The 15745-nt window shown below is 56.8% G+C and carries 13 protein-coding genes and 2 tRNA genes; 7 read left to right on the top strand and 8 right to left on the bottom strand.

What is annotated here, in order from left to right; all coding sequences use genetic code 11:
- Nucleotides 1-84 precede the first annotated feature (84 nt).
- Nucleotides 85-160: transfer RNA gene (locus A6013_RS11225), tRNA-Asn, on the bottom strand.
- A 320-nt stretch (nt 161-480) separates the two neighbouring features.
- Here A6013_RS11225 and nac point away from each other — a divergent pair.
- From nac to A6013_RS11210, 3 genes are all read left to right on the top strand, one after another.
- Entirely contained in the window at nt 481-1398 is a 918-nt protein-coding gene (gene nac, locus A6013_RS11220) for a nitrogen assimilation transcriptional regulator NAC (protein ID WP_028013742.1), read from the top strand.
- Between the two features lie 96 nt (nt 1399-1494).
- Entirely contained in the window at nt 1495-2445 is a 951-nt protein-coding gene (gene cbl, locus A6013_RS11215) for an HTH-type transcriptional regulator Cbl (RefSeq protein ID WP_069733066.1), read from the top strand.
- 163 nt (nt 2446-2608) lie between these two features.
- Nucleotides 2609-3895 (top strand): hypothetical protein, encoded by a 1287-nt coding sequence (locus A6013_RS11210; RefSeq protein WP_069733065.1) that lies wholly within the window; start codon nt 2609-2611, stop codon nt 3893-3895.
- Nucleotides 3896-4055: 160 nt separating this feature from the next.
- Here A6013_RS11210 and A6013_RS11205 read toward each other — a convergent pair whose 3' ends face one another.
- The gene (locus tag A6013_RS11205; protein WP_069733064.1) at nt 4056-4976 is read right to left on the bottom strand and encodes a LysR family transcriptional regulator; all 921 of its coding nucleotides are present in this window, start codon (nt 4974-4976) and stop codon (nt 4056-4058) included.
- Nucleotides 4977-5117: 141 nt separating this feature from the next.
- On the opposite strand from A6013_RS11205, the gene A6013_RS11200 reads away from it, so the two are divergent.
- From A6013_RS11200 to A6013_RS11185, 4 genes are all read left to right on the top strand, one after another.
- Nucleotides 5118-5507: a RidA family protein gene (locus tag A6013_RS11200; RefSeq protein ID WP_041909204.1), complete on the top strand. Its 390-nt coding sequence runs from the start codon at nt 5118-5120 to the stop codon at nt 5505-5507.
- 48 nt (nt 5508-5555) lie between these two features.
- The gene (locus A6013_RS11195) at nt 5556-6515 is read left to right on the top strand and encodes a zinc-binding alcohol dehydrogenase family protein (RefSeq protein WP_069733063.1); all 960 of its coding nucleotides are present in this window, start codon (nt 5556-5558) and stop codon (nt 6513-6515) included.
- 276 nt (nt 6516-6791) lie between these two features.
- Nucleotides 6792-7049 (top strand): antitoxin, encoded by a 258-nt coding sequence (locus tag A6013_RS11190; protein ID WP_041909206.1) that lies wholly within the window; start codon nt 6792-6794, stop codon nt 7047-7049.
- Entirely contained in the window at nt 7050-7382 is a 333-nt protein-coding gene (locus tag A6013_RS11185; protein WP_049138518.1) for a type II toxin-antitoxin system PemK/MazF family toxin, read from the top strand. It begins immediately after the preceding gene.
- A 54-nt stretch (nt 7383-7436) separates the two neighbouring features.
- Here the strand turns inward: A6013_RS11185 and A6013_RS11180 are convergent.
- The 6 genes from A6013_RS11180 to A6013_RS11155 form a co-directional block, all read right to left on the bottom strand.
- Nucleotides 7437-7512: transfer RNA gene (locus tag A6013_RS11180), tRNA-Asn, on the bottom strand.
- A gap of 163 nt (nt 7513-7675) precedes the next feature.
- Nucleotides 7676-9865, bottom strand: a complete 2190-nt coding sequence (locus A6013_RS11175; protein WP_069733062.1) for a TonB-dependent siderophore receptor — start codon at nt 9863-9865, stop codon at nt 7676-7678.
- A gap of 26 nt (nt 9866-9891) precedes the next feature.
- Entirely contained in the window at nt 9892-11217 is a 1326-nt protein-coding gene (locus tag A6013_RS11170) for a lysine N(6)-hydroxylase/L-ornithine N(5)-oxygenase family protein (protein ID WP_069733061.1), read from the bottom strand.
- The gene (gene iucC, locus A6013_RS11165) at nt 11214-12956 is read right to left on the bottom strand and encodes an IucA/IucC family siderophore biosynthesis protein (RefSeq protein ID WP_069733060.1); all 1743 of its coding nucleotides are present in this window, start codon (nt 12954-12956) and stop codon (nt 11214-11216) included. The genes A6013_RS11170 and iucC overlap by 4 nt, the downstream gene beginning before the upstream one ends.
- Nucleotides 12953-13900 (bottom strand): GNAT family N-acetyltransferase, encoded by a 948-nt coding sequence (locus tag A6013_RS11160; RefSeq protein WP_028013731.1) that lies wholly within the window; start codon nt 13898-13900, stop codon nt 12953-12955. The genes iucC and A6013_RS11160 overlap by 4 nt, the downstream gene beginning before the upstream one ends.
- Entirely contained in the window at nt 13900-15642 is a 1743-nt protein-coding gene (locus A6013_RS11155) for an IucA/IucC family siderophore biosynthesis protein (protein ID WP_069733059.1), read from the bottom strand. Before A6013_RS11155 ends, A6013_RS11160 begins: the two co-directional genes overlap by 1 nt.
- Nucleotides 15643-15745: the final 103 nt, after the last annotated feature.

The following is a 15745-nucleotide window of genomic DNA, read 5'->3' as shown; positions in this document are numbered from 1 at the left end:
TAAAAACGGCAACCTAGTTGCCGTTTTGCATTTACCTTGCGCAGAAAAGCAAAAAGCCTGCTTTAAAAGCAGACTTTTCAAATTTGGCTCCTCTGACTGGACTCGAACCAGTGACATACGGATTAACAGTCCGCCGTTCTACCGACTGAACTACAGAGGAATCGTGTGAACGGGGCGCATATTATCGACCTGCGTTCGCCTTGTCAAAGGGTGGATCAACGCCTTTTGATCGTTTGCTGACAAAATCGGCAAAATGATGTTTTTGACAGCGGAATGCACCGTAATGGTGCGGATGTACCTCTAATGGGGCAGATCGTAAACTGCTGTTTCAGTAATAAATCACCCCTCCATGATTAGGTTTCCTTATTTTCAGGCGGTTAGCGAACAATTCAGACCGCACGGTAAAAGTGGCATTCATATTGCAAAACCTGTTCAACAACGACAGCCAGTACCGGCAATGCATTTCGAACAGGGGGCAAAATGAACTTAAGACGACTGAAATACTTCGTAAAAATCGTCGATATCGGCAGCCTGACTCAAGCGGCAGAAGTGCTGCACATCGCGCAGCCTGCGCTGAGCCAGCAGGTGGCTACTCTGGAAGGCGAGATGGATCAGCAGTTACTGATCCGCACCAAGCGCGGCGTCACGCCAACGGAAGCAGGCAAGATCCTGTATACCCATGCCCGCACTATCCTGCGTCAGTGTGAACAGGCGCAACTGGCGGTGAACAACGTGGGCCAGACCCTGAGCGGGCACGTTTCTATCGGGCTGGCGCCGGGAACGGCGGCCTCCTCTATCACCATGCCGCTTCTGCAGGCCGTGCGCGCCGAGCTGCCGGAAGTGCTGGTCTATCTGCATGAAAACAGTGGTTCTGTACTGAATGACAAGCTGCTCAACGGCCAGCTGGACATGGCGGTCCTTTACGATCGCTCCCCGGTTGCCGGGATCACCAGCCAGCCGCTGCTCAAGGAAGATCTCTACCTCGTGGGCACCCGCGACTGTCCGGGCCAGAGCGTCGATCTTACCGCCGTGGCAGAGATGAACCTCTATCTGCCGCGCGACTACAGCGCCGTGCGCGTGCGTGTCGACGAAGCGTTCTCCCTGCGCCGCCTGACGGCCAAAATCATCGGCGAAATCGACTCAATCTCCACGCTGACCGCAGCCATTGCCAGCGGAATGGGCGTCACCGTACTGCCGGAATCCGCCGCGCGCTCGCTGTGCGGTGCGGCAAACGGCTGGATGGCGCGAATCACCACGCCTTCGATGAGCCTGCCGCTGTCGCTGAACATGTCCGCTCGCGGCTCGCTGTCGCCTCAGGCGCAGGCGGTAAAAGAGATTTTAATGTCGCTGGTCAGCAAGCCGTCGCTTGAGAACCGTGAGCTCCAGCTCGTGAGCTGATATTCCATAAAAGCATAAGATGCTGGTTTTTATTATTTGTTCTGCAGCTCGGCTGACTCTAACAATAGAGCTATGTCAGATGCGCCGGAGTGAATCGTGAATTTCCAGCAACTTAAAATTATCCGTGAGGCGGCCAGGCGGGACTACAACCTGACCGAGGTCGCCAATATGCTTTATACCTCTCAGTCCGGCGTCAGCCGCCATATCCGCGAGCTGGAAGAGGAGCTGGGTATAGAGATCTTTATCCGCCGCGGCAAGCGCCTGCTCGGCATGACGGAGCCCGGTAAAGCGTTGCTCGCCATCGCTGAGCGGATCCTCAACGAGGCCAGCAACGTGCGGCGTCTGGCGGATCTCTTCACCAACGATGCCTCGGGCGTGCTCACCATCGCCACCACCCACACCCAGGCGCGCTACAGCCTGCCGCCGGTAATTAAAGCCTTCCGCGAACTTTTCCCTGACGTCCGTCTGGAGCTTATCCAGGGCACGCCGCAGGAAATTGAAGGGCTGCTGCAAAACGGTGGGGCAGATATCGGCATTGCCAGCGAGCGATTGAGCAACGACCCGCTGCTGGTGGCCTTTCCCTGGTTCCGCTGGTACCACAGCTTATTGCTTCCGGTCGATCATCCGCTGAATCAGGTTTCACCGCTGACGCTGGAAGCGATCGCGAAATGGCCGCTGATTACGTATCGCCAGGGCATAACCGGACGCTCGCGAATTGACGAGGCCTTCAATCGTAAAGGGTTAACGCCGGACATCGTGCTGAGCGCGCAGGATTCTGACGTGATCAAAACCTACGTCGAGCTGGGTCTGGGCATTGGCCTGGTGGCGGAACAGTCCAGCGGCGAACGCGAAGACGGGAACCTGGTGCGTCTTGACACGCGGCATCTGTTTGACGCCAACACCGTCTGGCTGGGCCTGAAGCGCGGGCAGCTGCAGCGCAACTATGTGTGGCGCTTTATCGAGCTGTGCAATGCCGGGCTGTCGGTGGATGAGATTAAACGGCAGGTGATGGAGCCGGAAGAAGTGGCGATTGATTATCAGATTTAATAATGCAACTTAGGCAAGCAGTCTGTTATCGTTTATGCCCGGTGCGTTAGTATCGCGGCATAAATTTTATGAAGTATGCATGCAGGAATAAATACTGAATATATTGATAGCAAAAGCTTAGGCGTGTTAAAAATGGAGGCTACGTCGATGCCGGGAGGGCACAATGGCAAATGTTATTCATTATTTTATTTATGATATCTGCCACTCAGGAAATCTTGAGGCAGCTGTTCAACAATATGCACTCTATTACCACTATCTTGACGATTATACCTTCATTTTTGCAGCGGAGAAAGGTGCGACTCCGGGCTTATCGGTTAAGAGGAACTTCAGCAGTGGTTCTGCCGTGCGTAGCTTATTCAAAACGCCGCATGTGTTTATTCTTACACCAGACATATTCAGAGAAATGTTTATCTCTGGTAACCGCGTTACATTTCCCATCGACTATTCTATCTCGCTCGATACGCAGGTATTAAGTTATCTTAAGCCTTTCTTTGAAGGGCAAAGATCGCGACTTCCCGATGATTTTGAAGAAATTTTTGACTTCATCGCCAGAGAGGAAGTCAATGTTGATCCTTTGCTGTATGAACTCGAAAATCTTTGTAATTTTAGCGATCTCAATAAACAGGAAAAAATCTTCGAACGCATTAGAGCTTATGAGATGTTACGCAACCTGGATGTTGCGGCTTGGCAGCAGCATAGGCAGTTAAAATTTAATGTGTCTGAACAGGAAATTATAGCTAAAACGCAGCAATATATGGCACGTAAAAATTATGAGTTTATAAATAAGTCGCTAATGGAAGAGCTGGCTCGTGACTATAATCGCTTATATGTATATGTGTTAAAAATGTGCGCGATTCACCTGCGGAACCCAAAAACAAGTGCTAAGCAGGTGCAGGAAAAATTACTCGAACTGCTAGAATTTACTCACAATGAAGCCCATTTCTTTGGCATTAGAGAGATTTTGCTCGCTAAGCGTTTTTTTGAAAATGGTTCTAAGGAAGCCTTTTTTCACAAAGTGAACCGTAATACGGCGGGATTTTGGGAGTACGTTAGAGGTATGGCCTGGGATCTTCGCCATCAGCGCTTTCTCGAATTTGTTATTACCTTAAATATTGATAAAAACGCGGCATTCTTTTTTCCCGCAATCTTAACCTGTGATAAAAAATTCATTGAAGTTCTGGATGCTCATAGCGTCAAAGTCATCGTTTTTAATAACAAAACTAAAGAAATTCTTCCATTTTATGATATTGATTTTATTGAAGAGATAGCGTCATGCGGTGAGCGAGTCAAAGAACGATTAACTTTGCTCTCTACCGAAGAATACCAGTTACAACGTCGCCAGTATCAGGAAGGGCCAGACTATCTTCAATCGTTGGTTAAAACACTCGAAGCCGAACTTGAGGGCATTTGCGGTATTGCCTGTGAAAAGAATCCGCTTGGTAACAATTAGTGGGTCACAGATGCAAAAAGCCGGCTTCAAAAGCAGGCTTTTCAAAAATGGCTCCTCTGAATGGGTTCGACTTTGCCAGTAACAGACAAATAAATATTTCCCTTTCTGTCAAAACCGCCTGAATGACCACCAATCGGCGGTGATGAGCGAATAGATGTAGTCACTTAATGGTAGAAGTAGGGACATGCTGCTGCATCAACTCAACGATCCAGTCAATAAAAACGCGCAGTTTAGCGTTGACATGGCGGTTAGGCGGGAATGCCAGGTACAGGGGCATTGGAGCAATACGCCAGCGTTCAAATAGCGGAATCAAGGCACCGCGAGCCTGATGTGCTGCCGCCATATAGACCGGCAGCGCAATCACGCCCAATCCCGCTAGCCCAGCTTCGAGGTAAGCATTGCCATCATCCACAGCAAGCACATAGTTGCCCGTAATTTCAATGCGTTCACTCTCACAGCGCAGTACCAGAGGATCAATCTTACCGGTGCGTGAGGACAAGAATCCCACGATGCGATGGTCCGTGTTTTCCAGCTCTCGCGGATGCGCGGGGGCACCGAGGCGTTCCACATAACTCGGTGCGACGTAAACACCGATTTGCAAATCGCCGACATGGCGCGCGATCAGTGACTGGTCATTGATTTCGCCACCCCGCAGGACGCAATCCACGTTGTCGCCGATCAGATCCACCACCCGGTCACTTACGCCCATGTCAAACTGGATATCAGGGTAGCGCGCGTGAAAAGCCGGTAGCGCGGGCACCAGCACAAGGCGGGCGAGAGGAGTGGGCACATCCACCCTTAGGCGTCCCCTGGGCGTCATCGCCGCACTGGACAGGCTGTTTTCTGCATCTTCCATGTCCGCCAGCAGGCGGATAACGCGCTCGTAGTAGACCGCGCCATCGGGAGTGACGCCGAGCCTGCGGGTGGTGCGATGGAGCAGCTTGACGCGCAGGCGCGCTTCCAGCTGCTGAATAAGCTGCGTCACCGTGGTTTTGCTCATATGGAGCGTTTGGGCAGCCTTTGTGAAGCTGCCTGCCTCCACCACGCGAGCAAAGGCGCGCATCGCATCAAAACGATCCATCCCATGTCCTCTCTTTTCACCGATTGTTTGGATATTACAAACAATGATGGACAAAGTCGCCTGTTTATCCCTCTGCTTCAGCAGCTGTAAAGTCTCTTTACGTTCACCGGGCAGAGTTTGCCCCATTACAAAGGTACAAATATGACAACACGCGAAGCCGTTTTTCCCTTCGGGCGCCAGGCGCTTTATGAGCGCAATCGCTATTCACCGGCCATCAAATCTAATGGCTTCTTGTTTGTTTCGGGGCAGGTGGGTAGCCGGGAAGATGGTTCGCCTGAAGAGGATATAAAAGCGCAGATCCGTCTGGCGTTTGATAACCTTAATGCTGTTCTCACGGCTGCGGGCTGCACGTTCGATGACGTAGTTGACGTTACCCTTTTTGTTGTCGATCCCGAGTCAAACCTCGACGCTATCTGGAGTGTCCTGCCAGAATACTGGGGGGAAGCACCTTACCCAACCTTGACCGGGATCGGCGTGACGTGGCTGTACGGATTCCAGTTTGAGATAAAAGTGATTGCCAGGCTACCCTGAGCGTTACGGATCTTTCTGACGGTCAAAAGACGAGACAGAGGAAAATTTATGAAGGCAGCGGTTTATGACGAGGAAGGCGCTCCCGGCGTCCTGCAATATGTCGATGTTCCGGATCCGGTCGCAGGGGCTGACGATGTGCTGATTTCAGTCGAGGCTATCTCAATTGAAGGGGGAGATCTGATCAACCGACGTTCAACTCCGCCGCCTTTTCCTTCATGGATCGTTGGCTACGCGGCCGCGGGGACGGTGGTTGCCGTCGGGTCGAAAGTCCGTAGCCGCAAGGTTGGAGACAGAGTGACTGCTTTTAGCATGCAGGGATCGCATGCGGAACGTTGGGCTGTGCCTGCGGAACGAACCTGGCTTATACCAGACGGAGTGGATGCAGCAGAAGCGGCGGTGGTGCCGATCTCCTTTGGAACAGCATATCACTGCCTCTTCACACGAGGCATGCTCCGGCACGGAGAAACCGTTCTGATTCAGGCAGCAGCGGGTGGCGTGGGGCTCGCGGCCGTTCAGCTTGCCTCACAAGCTGGCGCGACGGTCATCGCCGTGGCAAGCGGAACGCAGCGACAAAACCGGTTGCTGGAACTGGGGGCCGATCATGTTGTGGATCGTGTAGAGAATAACGTCGTGGAGAGTGTCCGACAGGTCACTCGTGGCACCGGTGTTAACCTCGTCATCGATCCGGTAGGGACGACGTTGCCTGCGTCGCTTTCTGCACTCGCGCCGGAAGGGCGTCTCGTTTTCGTCGGTAATGCGGGCGGTGGCAGCCTGACAGCCGACTTATGGCCGGCAATGCAGTCTAACCAGACGCTCATGGGGGTATTCATGGGCCCCCTTTTTGAAAGGCCTGAGGTTCGGGCAAGCGTGGACGAGATGTTGCAGGCTGTAGCGGCAGGGCGCATCAGGGTTGTCATTGACCGCATCTTCCCCCTGGCTAACGCCGCCGCCGCCCATGAATACGCCGAGACAGCGAAACCGCTTGGCCGTATTGTTATGAAGCCATGATGGGGTTGACCTTAGCCTGGCCCCCACCATTCTCCCGATGCGGAAGCCGCCTCGCATTTCGTTTATCCGATCCGCCATAATTCTTTTAACCGTAAAAACAGTTTTTTATTATCAGCCTTCTTAGTGACGCAATTCGTTCCCACCAGCGCTGCCCTTCGATGGATAACGGCTCTCTGCCCACTTAATTACGAAAAGGAAATCACCATGAATCTGATGAATAACTGCGCATCTCCTGGCATAAATGTTATATTAAAATATAATATTAGGAGGTGCGCTATGTATAAAACTCGCCTGAAAAAGGTCGGCGGATCCATCATGTTGGCGGTTCCTCCCGCCGTGTTGAAAACGCTGGAGCTGTCGACGGACAGCGAAGTCGGCATGACCATTAACAATGGCTGCCTGATCATTGAACCCCAAAAACGGCCTCATTATTCGCTTGAGGAGCTGCTGGCGCAGTGCGATCCGCACGCTGAAATGAGTGAAGAGGATCGGGAATGGATTGATGCGCCTGCGGTAGGAAAGGAGATCCTGTAAATGGACAGAGGGGAAATCTGGCTTGTTTCACTGGATCCGATTGCAGGCCACGAGCAAAGCGGAAAACGTCCGGTTCTCATCGTGTCGAAGGCATCGTTTAACAAGCTGACCCGGCTACCGGTAGTGGTTCCCGTCACCAGCGGCGGTAACTTTGCTCGCACGGCAGGTTTCACCGTTTCACTGGAAGGGGCGGGGACAAAAACGATGGGCGTTATTCGCTGCGACCAGCCCAGAACTATTGATATGGCTGCCCGAAACGGCATGCGGCTGGAACGCATACCTGATGCTGTTATAAATGAAGTGCTTGCCAGGCTGGATGCAATTCTGAGTTAGCATCAAAGACGCAGAAAAGCAAAAAGCCTGCTTCAAAAGCAGGCTTTTCAAATTTGGCTCCTCTGACTGGACTCGAACCAGTGACATACGGATTAACAGTCCGCCGTTCTACCGACTGAACTACAGAGGAATCGTGTGAACGAGGCGATATTATCGACCTCGGTACGCCTTGTCAAAGGGTGAAAACGCGCTTTTTGTTCGTTTGCCGACTATTTCAGCAAATCGCTGATTTTATAGCAAATTTGCGTTGAAATTACACAACGAAATGCGCCGCCCGCAGGCGGCGCGAAGGATCAGAACAGTACGGAGTAGTTCAGACCAAACGTACGTCCTCGGCCTTTGTAGGTGTACAGGCCCGGTGCACCGTAGGTTGGGCTATACAGTCCCGGCGCGCGCTGGCCCCAGGCGGTGGTGTAGTCTTTGTCCAGCAGGTTTTCCACGCTGAAGCTGACTTTCCCCACCGGCAGGGCGTAGCTGCCCAGGAAATCGACCGTGTTATAGCCATCGATCTTCTTGCCGTCAGCGTCAGACACGTCAAAGGTCTGCGTGCTCTGCACGCGCAGGGTCCAGTCGCCCGGCGCCCAGTTCACCCATGCGCTGGCTTTCGACGGGCTGGCGCTGTCGACCGTCAGCTTCTCCCACTTCCCGTTTTCGCGGGTTTCAGACTTGATGGCGTTAAAGTTCGCGCCGGTGCTCCAGTCGCTGTCGGTGAAGAAATAGTCCACCTGGCCTTCAATCCCGTAGATACGACGCTTATCGTCTTCCAGGTTGATGGTCATATCTGTCTTGTTGATGGTGATGGTTTTATCCGAGAGCGAGTAATACGCCGCGACCTGCGTGCGCAGGTTGTCACCGGTGAAGCGCCAGCCCAGCTCGTAGGCGTTGACCTTGATGCCGTCCAGCGTTGAGTCGTTGACGTTCACGCTGTTCAGCAGGCGATAGTGGCCGTTGCTGAGTTGGTAGGTGCCGGAGCCGTAGTACTTCGCCAGATCCGGAATTTCAAAGCCCTGGGAGAAGTTAAACCACAGCTGCTGCTGTTCGGTCAGACGACCGAGGATCCCGGCGTTAAACAGGAAGTTGTTGTAATCGGTTTTCCCGCCCGGCACCGCGTCGGCGGAGGTGGCTTTCCCGGTGGCGATGGCTTGCTGCTGGGTGTAGCCAACAAAATCATCCACCTTGTTTTCGGTGTACTGGTAGCGCACGCCGCCGCTCAGGGTGATGGCGTCAATGTCATAGCTCGCCTGCAGGAACGGAGCGAGGTTGGTGATGCTGTAGCCCGGATAACGGCCCACGTTGTAGGCGTTGTCCAGTTCCATGCCGCCGCTCGCCGCCGCTTTGCTCAGGTCAAAGAACTGCTGGTTGGCATCGAACGTTTCGTGGTCGGCATCGACGCCCCAGGTCAGCGTCAAATCGTCCACCGGCTTGCTGTTCAGTGTCAGCTTGCCGCCGTAAAAATCGGTTTTCTGCTGCGACGCGCCGATGCTGCTCACCACGCCTTTGGTCAGGGTCGGGAACGGGTAGTAGGTCAGGCTCTCGTCACGGTAGTAAATCTGCGCGACCAGATCCTGGCCCCAGAAATCAGTATTGGAGTACTGCAGGTTAATCAAATGGCGCTCGGTGCCCGGCACGCGGTCAGAGTCGAGATTATCCTTGTTGTACGCGGTGGCATCGCCCGTTACCGCCGAGAAGTTCTTCCCGAGATACAGCCCATGCTTGCCGTCGGACTCGCTCTTGTAGTACTGGGTAGTGAGCTGCAGCTGCTGGTGATCGTCGATGTTGAGGGTGCCTGTTCCCATCACATCAATACGGTCGGAATACTGGAGGCCGGTCTGGGTGTTGTCGATGATCACCTCATCGCCGTTGCCGTCATACCAGCCGCCGTAGCGCTGATACGACACCGACAGACGACCGGAGGCGTTGTCGTTGCCGCCGCTGACCGCAGCCGACACGTTCTCATCGTGGTCATTGTGGCTGTTAAACCCGCTTTTTGCTCCGGTCTGGAACTCAACTTCGGTCTCCGGCTGGCCCTTTTTGGTGACGATGTTCACCAGGCCGCCGGTGCTTCCGCCGCCGTACAGTGACGTGGCGCCGGAGATGACTTCGATGCGGTCAATGTTGAACGGGTCGATGGAGTCGAGCTGGCGGCTGTCGCTGCGGGACGAGTTCAGGCGCACGCCGTCCACCATCACCATCATGGAGCGGCCGCGCAGGTTCATGCCGTAGTTGGTACGCCCCTGGCTGCTGACGTCCATACCCGGGATCAGCTGCGCCAGCACCTCTTTAATCTCTTTCCCGCCCTGAACCTGCTGCTCGATCTCAGAGCGTTCAATGACCCAGGTGGTCTGCGCCATCTCGGCCACGCTGCGGTGCGCGCGGCTGGCAGAGACCACGATATTTTCTTCCTTTTGTTCTTCCGCCCACGCAGAGGTAGAAAGCATTGCAAGCAAGCAAGGATTTAAAACCCAAAGATGAGAACGTTTCATTGTTATGTTGATCCTGATTGTGTGTGTCAGTACTCAGTGGTTTTTGCTAACGATTTAAAAACCTGGCTGCTCTCCGGGCTGGTGGTGCTCCGCCAGTGGATAACGCCAGGGGTGGTGGCCAGTTCAAACGGCTCGTCGGCATGTGCGCGATTCAGAATTCGCGCCGCGCGCCAGGCCATCAGGCTGAGCTGGGGTTCGGCAATGCCGAGACGGTGCATCCCGGCGTTCACGGCGAACAGGCGGTTGCTCTGCGGACCGTCCCATTCGAGGGTGAAATCGTTGTTAATGCAGAACGCTTCGTCCGCATCCAGATGCAGGCGGTGAGACAGCGGCGCAAGGAACGCGGGCTGCACGGCGCGGTAGCCGGTGGCGAAAATCACCACGTCGCTCTCCAGCTGCTCGTGGCCGCCGTCGAGGTGATGCTGAATGCTCAGGCGATGTCCGGTTTCCTGACGCGTCAGGGCAGTCACCGAGCGGGACGGCATCAGGTGCGCCCAGGGTTTTTCACGCAGCACTTCGAAGCGGTGGTACATGGCGCGGTAAATCGCCAGCAGGGACTCGGTGGTGATGCCGTCGGAGGTCATCTTCTGCTCGTGCAGCATCTGACGACGCGCCTCTTCACCGAGCGTGGAGAAGCTGTCCACATACTCCGGCGTGAAATACTCGTTAGCAAAGGCGGCTTCATCAAGCGCGTTGTAGTTGTTGCGGCGCGAGACCCAGTTCAGGCTCAGCGGCTGGCCCCATTCGCCACGGAAAATATTCAGGAACAGGTCGGCGCCGCTCTGGCCGCCGCCGACAACGGTGACGCGCTTGCCGGCGAGATCCGGCGTGCGCAGCATCATCTCGCTGGCGTGGAAGCAGGTATCGTCCTGCGCCGTGACGCAGTCAGGCAGGTTGATCTGTTTGCCAATCCCCACGCAGACGTGGCGCGCCAGGAAGCGGTCGCGCTGGGTCACCACCTCAAACAGGCCGTTTTTCTCATCAAAGCTCACCTGCTGCACCTGCTGGCTGAAGGCGAGATTGGTGAGGTTGTCCGCCGCCCAGCACAGGTAGTCCGCAAACTCTTCGCGGGAAACCGTGCGCTGCTCGGTGGTCAGGAAGCGGTAGAACTTTTTGCGCTGCACCAGGTAGTTCAGAAAGCTGTGGCGGTTGGTCGGCTCCACGGCGCTGACCAGATCCTTCAGGAAGCTGGTCTGCATGTGGCAGTCCGGCACCATCATGCCCGGGTGCCACGAGAAGTGCGGTTTACGCTCAAGGAACAGCGAGCTAAAGCCGTCCAGACCTTCTGCGAGGGCGGCGACGCTGAGGTTAAACGGGCCAATACCAATGCCGATGAAATCATAGGTTTTCATTGCGCGGACTCCCGGGAGGCCAGAAAAAGAGGGTTATCAAGATCGGTAACGTAGTTCGGCAGCATGCGGCTGCCGCCGTCGTGTTCGGAGAAGGTCAGTTTGACCGGGTTGAGGATCACGCGAATAATCTGCGGCTTAAACAGATCGAATTTCGCAAAGCGCTCCGCAAGCTCCGGATGCGCGGCCATATAGCGGTGCAGCACCCCGGCGAGGATCTGATAGAAACGCGTTTCGCTGACGCCGCTTTGCAGCGTGAGGCGTGAAATAAAGCGCAGCACCGTCACAAAGTTGCCGGTTTGCAGGTCGTGGATGATGTAATCCGCGCTCAGGCGCGCCGTCACCGCTTTTACCTGCTCCGGCAGGCTCTGCGCCTGTGGGAAATCCTCGTCCACCAGGCGCATATCGCCCTGGAAATCCTTCAGCAGGATGCGCTGCGGGACGTAGTCCTTCATCACCAGCGTCACGTTCTGGCCGTGGGCAATCAGCGCCACGCCGTAGCGGCAGAGCAGGTGGTAGAACGGGATCACCGTTGCCTCGAACAGCTTTTCCAGCCACGCGTCGGCGCTTAACCCCGAGCGTTTAATCCACGCGTCGATCAGCGGGCGCCCGGCGTTGTCGGTTTCCATTAGCGCCGCCATCAGCACCGCCTGTTCGCCGTCCTGCAGATAACAGGATGGGTTCTCGCGCCAGATCACGCCCAGCATCTCCTGATAGCGGTAGGGCGCTTTCGGCAGCGCCGCGTAACCCGGATGCAACAGATACCCGGCGGCGGGTTCGCCCAGCACCTGCGCGCCAGAGCGGATCAGCGTGGCGTCAGCGGCGAACTGCTGCTGCAGCCAGCGCGAGGCCAGAGGACCGGTGGCAATGTACTTGCCCGGAATGCCGCGATAGCAGGAGGTGTTGTAGATGGTCAGCGGCAGCTTGATGTCATACGGCGCGCGACGGCTGGCGTTGGTGAGCGTGCGCAGGGACTGCTGGGCCAGATACTCATCGCCAAACTCGCCCAGCTCTACCATTTCACCGCGCGCCAGCTGCGCAAGAAAATGAATGGCAATTTTTTGCTGCCACTGCCACGGGTGCAGCGGCACGGGCAGCCAGCCGTCGTCGAGACCCAGCGCCTGCCAGCGAGCGTCAAACCGGGCGCGCTCGGCATCGTCCATGGTGCTGGCCAGCAGAGCGTGAATGTCGCAATCGGCGTCGCTGCTCCAGACCAGATGTTCACGCTGGACGGCGACCCAGTGCAGGCGGAAGCGCCCGCGGTATTCCGGCGCGTACTGGCGCAGCGCGTCCAGACCCCAGCCGCGGCGGCCTTTGTTGAAAATAAACTTCGGGTGGCCGCTCATCAGACACTGTAATTCGTCCGGGTCGAGGTGGATCAGCGCGTCCGCGTCCAGCGCTTCACGCGCCTGCAGCAGCTGCATGTCGCCGCGCAGCGTGGCGTAGAGATCTTCCATGTGCTCCGCCGTTTGCGCGTCGCTCATCTCCAGCACCGTCGCCAGCTGCAGCAGCGCGCTTTCCGCTTCCACGACGGCGCCGCTGGCGGTGGTCAGGCTGTCCGGGTCGATATGCAGCCAGCCCCAGATCCCGCGCGCGGCGCGAAACTGCCAGGACTCGTTGCCCATGGCGATGCGCCAGCCGTCCGATGAAACGGGCTCAGCGCGCAGGGTGCGTTCGTATTCCAGCTCCGCGAGGATCTTCGCCACCATCTCGCGGTTCACTTTCTGCCAGAGCGCGTTCACAGGCCCACCTCGCTGAAGAAGCGGTGACGCTGGCTCATGATGAGGCGCGAGCGCTTGTGCGGGAAGTCGAACTCTTTCACCGTGTCGAAACCGGCGGAGGCCAGATGGCGGAACAGGCGCTGGTTGTCGAAGCGCGGCTCGGCCACGATGCGCGCGGTGCGCGGTTCATCGAGATACAGATAGTGGCTCAGGCCGCGCAGCCAGCTGCGGATGTACTGCGCGCCGCGCCAGTTTTCTTCGCCCACCAGCATGTGCAGCCCGCGGTCAAACGGCTGCCAGCGGTAGTGGCGGCCAATGCGGTCTTCTGCCGCCCAGTAGAGTTCAAAATAGCCAAACGGCTGGTCGTCGAAGCAGCCGATAACCGGGTAGCAGTAGGTCGAGTCAAGCTGGCGGCGCAGGTAGTTTTCCTGCTCGGCCTGCGGGCCCGCCATCTCCCAGAAGGCGTTCACGCGCGGGTTATTCATCCATTGAGTGAAACGCTCACCGTCCAGCGCCACGTCCGCCACGCGGAAGCTCAAAGTGCGCTTGATTTGCGGATCGTAACGGCGATACACCTCGCCCTGTGGGCGACGAGGACGCAGCGGGAAGTACAGCTGGCGGCTCTCATCAAACTGCATCCCACCGCTTGCCTGCGGACGTTCGCCTTGCAGCCACAGCGGCAGCTGCCAGAAGGTTTCTCGCGCCAGATAATCCCCGTGGGCCTGGCTAAACAGCGCCTGCGCCTGGGGTTCATCCTGCCAGTCCGCCCACGGCAGGGTAATGCCGGTCAGGGCCGGCGCGGCAACAAACAGCTGATCGAGGGCTTCCACCAGCCAGCCGGCCGGGATCCCGGTCAGACGCTCCAGCACCGCGCTGCCGTCAAGACCCAGCGTCAGCGGCAGGTTTTGTTCCGTTGCGGTGCAGCGAAAGCCGTAGCCGGAATGGACGATATTCGCGATGGCCATCACGCCTTCTCCTTGTAAAACGGGTTGCTAAAGTCGAAATAGATCACCGCCGGATCGACGATGGTGTTCTCATTGCGATCGTGCAGGTAGCAGAAGAAGTTGCCTTTGCAGTTCCAGGTCGGGCTGTCGAGCACGTAGTCGAGGCAGCGGGTCTGCTTCGCCGTCGTGCGCAGCCCGGCCAGCGCGTCACGCACGCGGGACATCAGGTGCTCTTCGCTGTCGAAACCGGCGGCGGCGAGAGCGGCGGTGACCGCAAGGGTGGAGTTCAGCAGCAGGTAATAAGGGAAGTAGCGCAGCAGCTGGCTTTCACCGAAGCGGTTTTCCACGTCGGTTTCGCCCGCCTCTTTCAGCCACGCGTCGGCCCCTTCGGTCCAGGCGCTGCCCTGGCAGTCGCGGTAGATCAGCCCGACGGGGAAATCCTGCTGCATCTCAACGAGGATATTTTGCTGGTGCGCCAGCAGCACCAGACCGTAGTCCGCCTCGGCGCTGAACAGCGGAAGCAACACGCGGTCGCAGTAGGCGTCCAGCCAGCAGCGGGCGGCCTGGGCGAGCGGTAAATCCAGACGCTGGCTAAGACGGCGCACCGCTGCGGCCAGCAGGCTGTCGCCGCCGTCAGGCGCGGCCTGCGTCAGGCTGACCAGCACGTTGGTCTGGGTGTCTGGCGTATCGAACAGCAGGTTAACGCGCAGGGCCATCAGGCTCTCTTCCTGAATGACGCCGCTTTCATCACGCAGTCCTGCCCAGCCGTCTTCCTGCATCACGCGCATGGTCGGGTAGCGGGCCTGTAAATCTTGCCAGCGTTCCGTTTTTGCCAGACGCGCCAGGCGCATGCCGCGCTTCACCTCTTTCACCGACAGCGTGCGCATGGAGTTGGTCAGGCGCACGCTGAGGGAGAACTTAATCATGTCGCTGTTGGTCTCGCTGTACAGCGAGCGGGATGAGCTGGTGGGCAGCCACTGTGCGCCCGCTTCACCCAGGTCCTGTAATGAACCGTTTGCCGCCAGACGCTGACACCAATCCTGCTCCAGCAGATAGTCGGCCTGCCACGGATGCATCGGCAGCAGCCAGCGGGTGTCGGTGAAGTGGCCGAGCAGATCGGGCGCGCTCTGGGCGGCGAAGCGCAGCAGACGCTCGCGCAGGGAGACGTTAAGGCTGTCGCCGGCAACGAGCGTGCTCTCAACGGCAAACCAGCGCAGCGGGAAGCGGGAGCCGAAATCCGGCAGATACCGGCGCGCCTCGGTTTCGTTGAAGGGCTCGTGGGATTTTGGCGCAGGGTGAAACGCGTGGCCCACCAGCAGCGCCTGTTCCGCTTCGGCAAACGTCAGCGGCTTGTCGCGCAGCGTTGCCCAGCCGTGACGCAAATCAATCGCCTGCCAGGTATGGGTATGACTTCCCAGCGCGCGCTGTTTAAAACGCGTCAGCGTATCGTCATCCAGTGAGCCTTTTACTGAGGGTTTTTCAAGAATTAGATCAATCAGTTGAGTGAATGTGACGGCGTCACCGCTGTCGCTATCGCTCTGAATAAGCGTTGCCGGGAAACGGTACTGATGATGCTGGGTTGGGGAGAAATAGCGTACCGGAACCCGAAGGGCCTGGGAGGAAGAGAGTGGAATATGAATGTGCGCTAACTCATCCGCTGCAGCTGCGGGGAGATAGCGCCAGTCCTTCGTTTCGCGTAACAGGGCGTTTAAAAAACACTGGGCTGCAACGTCTGTACCGGCAGAGCGGGGCAGAGCACGCATAGATGTACCTCATTCCATGACTGATAATAATTCTCGTTATGATATTCATTCTGTTTACAGTGGCAACTATTTTTGCAATATTTGTTTTCATTAACTTCATATT

Source organism: Enterobacter sp. IF2SW-B1, assembly GCF_001743375.1.
Lineage (GTDB): Bacteria > Pseudomonadota > Gammaproteobacteria > Enterobacterales > Enterobacteriaceae > Enterobacter > Enterobacter bugandensis.
The sequence above is the reverse complement of the archived record's forward strand: the minus strand, read 5'-3'. Positions and strand labels throughout refer to the sequence as shown.